Raw genomic sequence first — 4,218 nt, 5'->3', positions numbered from 1 at the left:
GCCATATCTTCCGACAACGAGTTGGCAGCGATCACGATTCCCTTCGCGACCGGCAGCGTGTCGGAGGCCAACATGCGCAGCGTGCTCGCCCCGATCCTGAAAGAGACCGTACGCGACCTGATGGCGGTCTAGCTAGATCGCCCAGCTGTCGAGGCCGAGTCCTGCACGGCGKCGCAACCATGGGCTCGGCCGGTAGCGGTCATCACCGCTGAGCGCCTGCATCTGGCGCAGGATCGCCAGCAGGCGTGGCGCACCGAGCTTTTCCGCCCATTCCAGCGGTCCGAGTGGGTAGTTGAGGCCTAGCCGCATGGCCTTGTCGATGTCGCGCGGTACGGCAAGGCCCATCTGCGCCATCTCGCAGCCGAGATTGGCGATCATGGCGACGATCCGTTGGGCGACGAAGCCTGTAGAATCGGCGATCGATGTGACAGTGCGTCCGCTGGCGATGATCGCGGCGGCGACCGAATCGCGCAGAGCCGCTTCACCGTTCGGGGCGATCATTAGCGTTACGCGACAGGTGGTGTCGAAGGCGAGATCCACCGCAACGACGCGGAGCGGATCGAGGCCAAGGCGCAAGGCATGGGCCGTCACGTCTTCCCCCAGCGGGAAAGCAAGTAGCGGAGCGCGTCCATCGTCCCGCGCCAGGACTTCCACCCCTATGACCGCCGCGAATGCGACGAGTTCAGGGAGGTCCTCTGCGAGGACGACCTGCGCTGCAGGGGCCACGTCGGTACGTGTATCGGGYGACAGGATCGCAGCCCCTTCGGCATAAGAATAGAATCCCCGTCCGGTCTTACGGCCGAGTTGCCCGGTCTCCAGCATGTAGCGGTGAAGCGGCGTCGAGCGCAGGCGCGGATCGGCGAAATGGCTTTGATGCAGGAACTGGCTGACGGTAAAGTTCACGTCCATGCCGGTGAGGTCCATCAGTTCGAACGGCCCCATGCGGAAGCCGCAACAGTCGCGCATAATGGCGTCGATCTGCGCTGGCGTGGCGACGTTCTCCTGAAGGATCGCCAAGGCCTCGGTCGCAAACGCGCGACCGCCAAGGTTGACGAGAAAGCCGGGCGTGTCGCGGAYGGTCACCGGCTCCTTGCCGATATGCCGCGAGAAAACGTCGAGACTATCCATCGTCGCCACGGCCGTGGCAGGGCCGGGAATGATTTCGACCAGCTTCATCAGCGGAACGGGGTTGAAGAAATGCAGGCCCGCGAAGCGCTCTGGATGGCGCAAGGCCGAGCCGACGACGCCGATGGGCAGCGAAGACGTATTGGTTGCGAGCAGGGCGTCAGGCGCGACGATGTCCTCGAGTTGCGCGAAGAGATCGCGCTTGGCGCCGAGGTCCTCGACGATCGCCTCGACCACCAGGTCGCAGACAGCGAGATCGGAGAGGTTTTCGGCGGCAGTGAGAGCGCCCGCTAGCCGGTCGAGTTGCTCCTGATCGAGCTTGCCGGCGGCGTGTCGCTTGCGCGCCCGGCCAATGATCACGCCGATGGCAGAGGTGGCGGCATCCGGCCTTGCGTCAACCAGTGTCACGGGAATCCCACAGGCGGCGGCGACCTCAGCAATGCCTGCGCCCATTGCGCCCGCGCCCACGACTCCGAGCCTCGAGGGAAGTTTCTTCYGCATGACCGGTCCTCCGTTTCATTCGCCTCCTAAGACCCCGAATGCGGGTGAAAGGTCAAAGCTAATGTGGAGGATTTGTTCCGCAGTGCAGAAGGTCTTGCCCCTGCGGGCGAAAGCGGAGATGCGATCCGTCTCCGCTCAGCAGCCGCGGAACGCGGGCTTGCGCTTTTCGAGGAACGCGGCGACCCCTTCGGCATAGTCGGCACTGCGTCCGGCAACCTGCTGGCTGTCGCGCTCGCGATCGAGTTGGGCATCGAAAGTCCCTTCCGCCGCGCACTGGATCAGTTGCTTGGTCAGCCCAAGGCCCAAGGTCGGGCCGGCAGCGAGGGAGGCCGCAAGCGACCGCGCCTCGGTCATCAGATCGGCGTCCGGTAGCGCTTTCCAGATGAGACCCCAGCCGGCGGCCTGCTGCGCCGAAAGCGGTTCTGCCGTCAAGGCCAGCGCCATGGCGCGCGCCTCGCCCAGCCGGCGGACCAGGTGCCAGCTGCTGCCGGCATCCGGCCCAAGTCCGATTTTCGAGAAGGACTGCACAAAACGCGCCGACGCGGCAGCCAGAACGATATCGCAGGCCATGGCAATGCTGGCCCCTGCCCCGGCGGCGACGCCATTGACGGCGCAGACGACGGGTTTGGGCAGGCTACGGATCAGGCGGACCGTGGGATTGTAGAAAGTGCCGATGGTGTAGCCGAGGTCGGGCGGGCCGTCTGGGCTCGGTTTGCGGTCGCCCAGGTCCTGCCCAGCGGAAAATCCGCGTCCGGCACCGGTGAGCAGCACAGCCCGGATTTCGGCTTCGTCATGAGCGCGCTGAATTCCGGCGCGAAGCGCAAGGTGCATCTCCTCGGTGAAGGCGTTGAGCTTGTCTGGGCGGTTGAGGACAAGTGTCAGAACGCCATCGGACARCGTGGAAAGAACGGTCTCGGTCATGTTCGTGCCCCCATGGAGGACGCGTGCACTGCGCCCCGTCTGCCTCCTAGGCCCTGGCCGGCTGAGAGTCCCACAGTCATTCAACCGTGGAACAAACAAATCCGCATGGCGGAATGAGTACAGCGGGAGGCAGCCACAGCGCCTTCTCTAACGCGTTGCTCTTTTTGGAACGTGGAAGGGGGGCGACAAGCGGAATTTGCTCACCGTGGCGCGACTTCGCTGAATCTGAACGACAGGTCCGCACCAAAAGTGGCCACCTAGGCACGCTGCAATGGGTCCGGAAGCGACCAGCAGTTTTCGGCTTTAGACCTTCAAGAGCGGACCTATCGTGCGAAGGTCTTTAAGATGAAACTCGATTGAATATGTGCGATGCCATCGATACGCGTCAGCACAGACAGCAATTCTCGATAGTGATCGAGGTCGCGGACGAAGGCGTGCAGCATGTAATCATGACCGCCGCTTATGAGATATCCGCTCGTCACCTCGGGTAATCCAGCGACGGCGGTTTCAAATTTGGCAAGAATATCTTCGACTTGCCTTTCCATAGTGATGGAAATGAATAGCCCCATCGCTCCAATGAGTTTCGCTTGATCCAGATTGGCCGAGTAGCCTCGGATGATCCCATCCTGCTCAAGCCTCCGTACTCGGCGAAGAGTTGGCGTCAGTGACAGGCCGATTTCCTCGGCCAGCTCACTCCAAGTAATTCTGCCGTCGCGAGTCAGTGCGTTCAAGATCTTGAGGTCTTGCTTGTCGAGCTTCAGCGTATTGGTAACGTTCGCTATCATGGCTCGATTTGGTAGCAAACTTCGCTATTTCTGGCGAGTAAAATTCGCATAATTGGTCTGAATTGTGCGAGATTTTGGAGCATATATCGCCAATCCAATGGAGGATTGGCGTGAAGTTCGACCGCAGTACCAGCTTGGACTCTATATACAATGCCGATGCCGGCCCAACTTTCATGACCGGCATCCAAGCTTTGGTGCGGTTGCCGCTGATGCAAAGGCGACTGGACCGGCGATGGGGTCACAAAACGGCAGGGCTCATCTCAGGGTATCGTGGCTCCCCTATCGGGGCATACGATCAACAACTCTGGAAAGCGTCGAATTATCTCAAGGCCCACGACGTTGTGTTTCAGCCAGGTCTCAACGAAGACCTGGCAGCAACAGCGCTTTGGGGTGCCCAGATGCACAAGGCTTTCGGACCGACAAAGGCCGACGGAGTTTTTGGCATCTGGTACGGGAAGGGAAATGGGGTCGACCGCACCGGTGACGCCTTTCGCAATGCCAACATGCTTGGCACGTCGCCGCTGGGTGGCGTACTTGCGATAGGCGGCGACGATCACTCGGCGCAGTCGTCGATGTTTCCGCACCAGACCGACGGCATTTTTCAGTCGGTGATGATGCCTGTGCTGCAACCGGCCAACGTGTCGGAAATTCTTTCGCTTGGCTTGGCGGGCATCGCGATGTCGCGCTTTTCAGGTCTCTGGGTGGCGATGAAAACGATCGCGGAGGTCGTGGAGAGCGCGGCAACCTTCAAGTTGCCTCCAGCCTATCCCGAGTTTTCCTCACCGTCGGATCTCGTTCCCGCGCACGGTCTCAACTGGGATCCAAGCATAGCTTGGCCAGCCGAGCGCGCGGAGTATGAGCGCAGGATGATCGAAGAGCGCTTGCC

The 4,218-nt window shown here is 61.5% G+C and carries 3 protein-coding genes and 1 pseudogene; 1 reads left to right on the top strand and 3 read right to left on the bottom strand.

Annotation, left to right across the window (positions count from 1 at the left end):
• Nucleotides 1–132 precede the first annotated feature (132 nt).
• The 3 genes from AC1DUU_RS24810 to AC1DUU_RS24800 form a co-directional block, all read right to left on the bottom strand.
• The gene (locus AC1DUU_RS24810; RefSeq protein WP_476786033.1) at nucleotides 133–1,626 is read right to left on the bottom strand and encodes a 3-hydroxyacyl-CoA dehydrogenase; all 1,494 of its coding nucleotides are present in this window, start codon (nucleotides 1,624–1,626) and stop codon (nucleotides 133–135) included.
• A 135-nt stretch (nucleotides 1,627–1,761) separates the two neighbouring features.
• Nucleotides 1,762–2,547, bottom strand: coding sequence for a 2-(1,2-epoxy-1,2-dihydrophenyl)acetyl-CoA isomerase PaaG (paaG, locus tag AC1DUU_RS24805; protein WP_476786032.1), 786 nt, complete (start codon nucleotides 2,545–2,547; stop codon nucleotides 1,762–1,764).
• 323 nt (nucleotides 2,548–2,870) lie between these two features.
• Complete coding sequence (locus AC1DUU_RS24800; protein WP_476786031.1) at nucleotides 2,871–3,332, bottom strand: Lrp/AsnC family transcriptional regulator; 462 nt, start codon at nucleotides 3,330–3,332, stop codon at nucleotides 2,871–2,873.
• Nucleotides 3,333–3,442: 110 nt separating this feature from the next.
• Here AC1DUU_RS24800 and AC1DUU_RS24795 point away from each other — a divergent pair.
• Nucleotides 3,443–4,218 (top strand): annotated as a pseudogene (locus AC1DUU_RS24795) (indolepyruvate ferredoxin oxidoreductase family protein); the annotation flags it as partial.

The sequence above is a fragment of the Aminobacter sp. P4_H6_2 genome (genome assembly GCF_056400805.1).
This window is presented reverse-complemented; position numbering and strand designations above follow the sequence as displayed.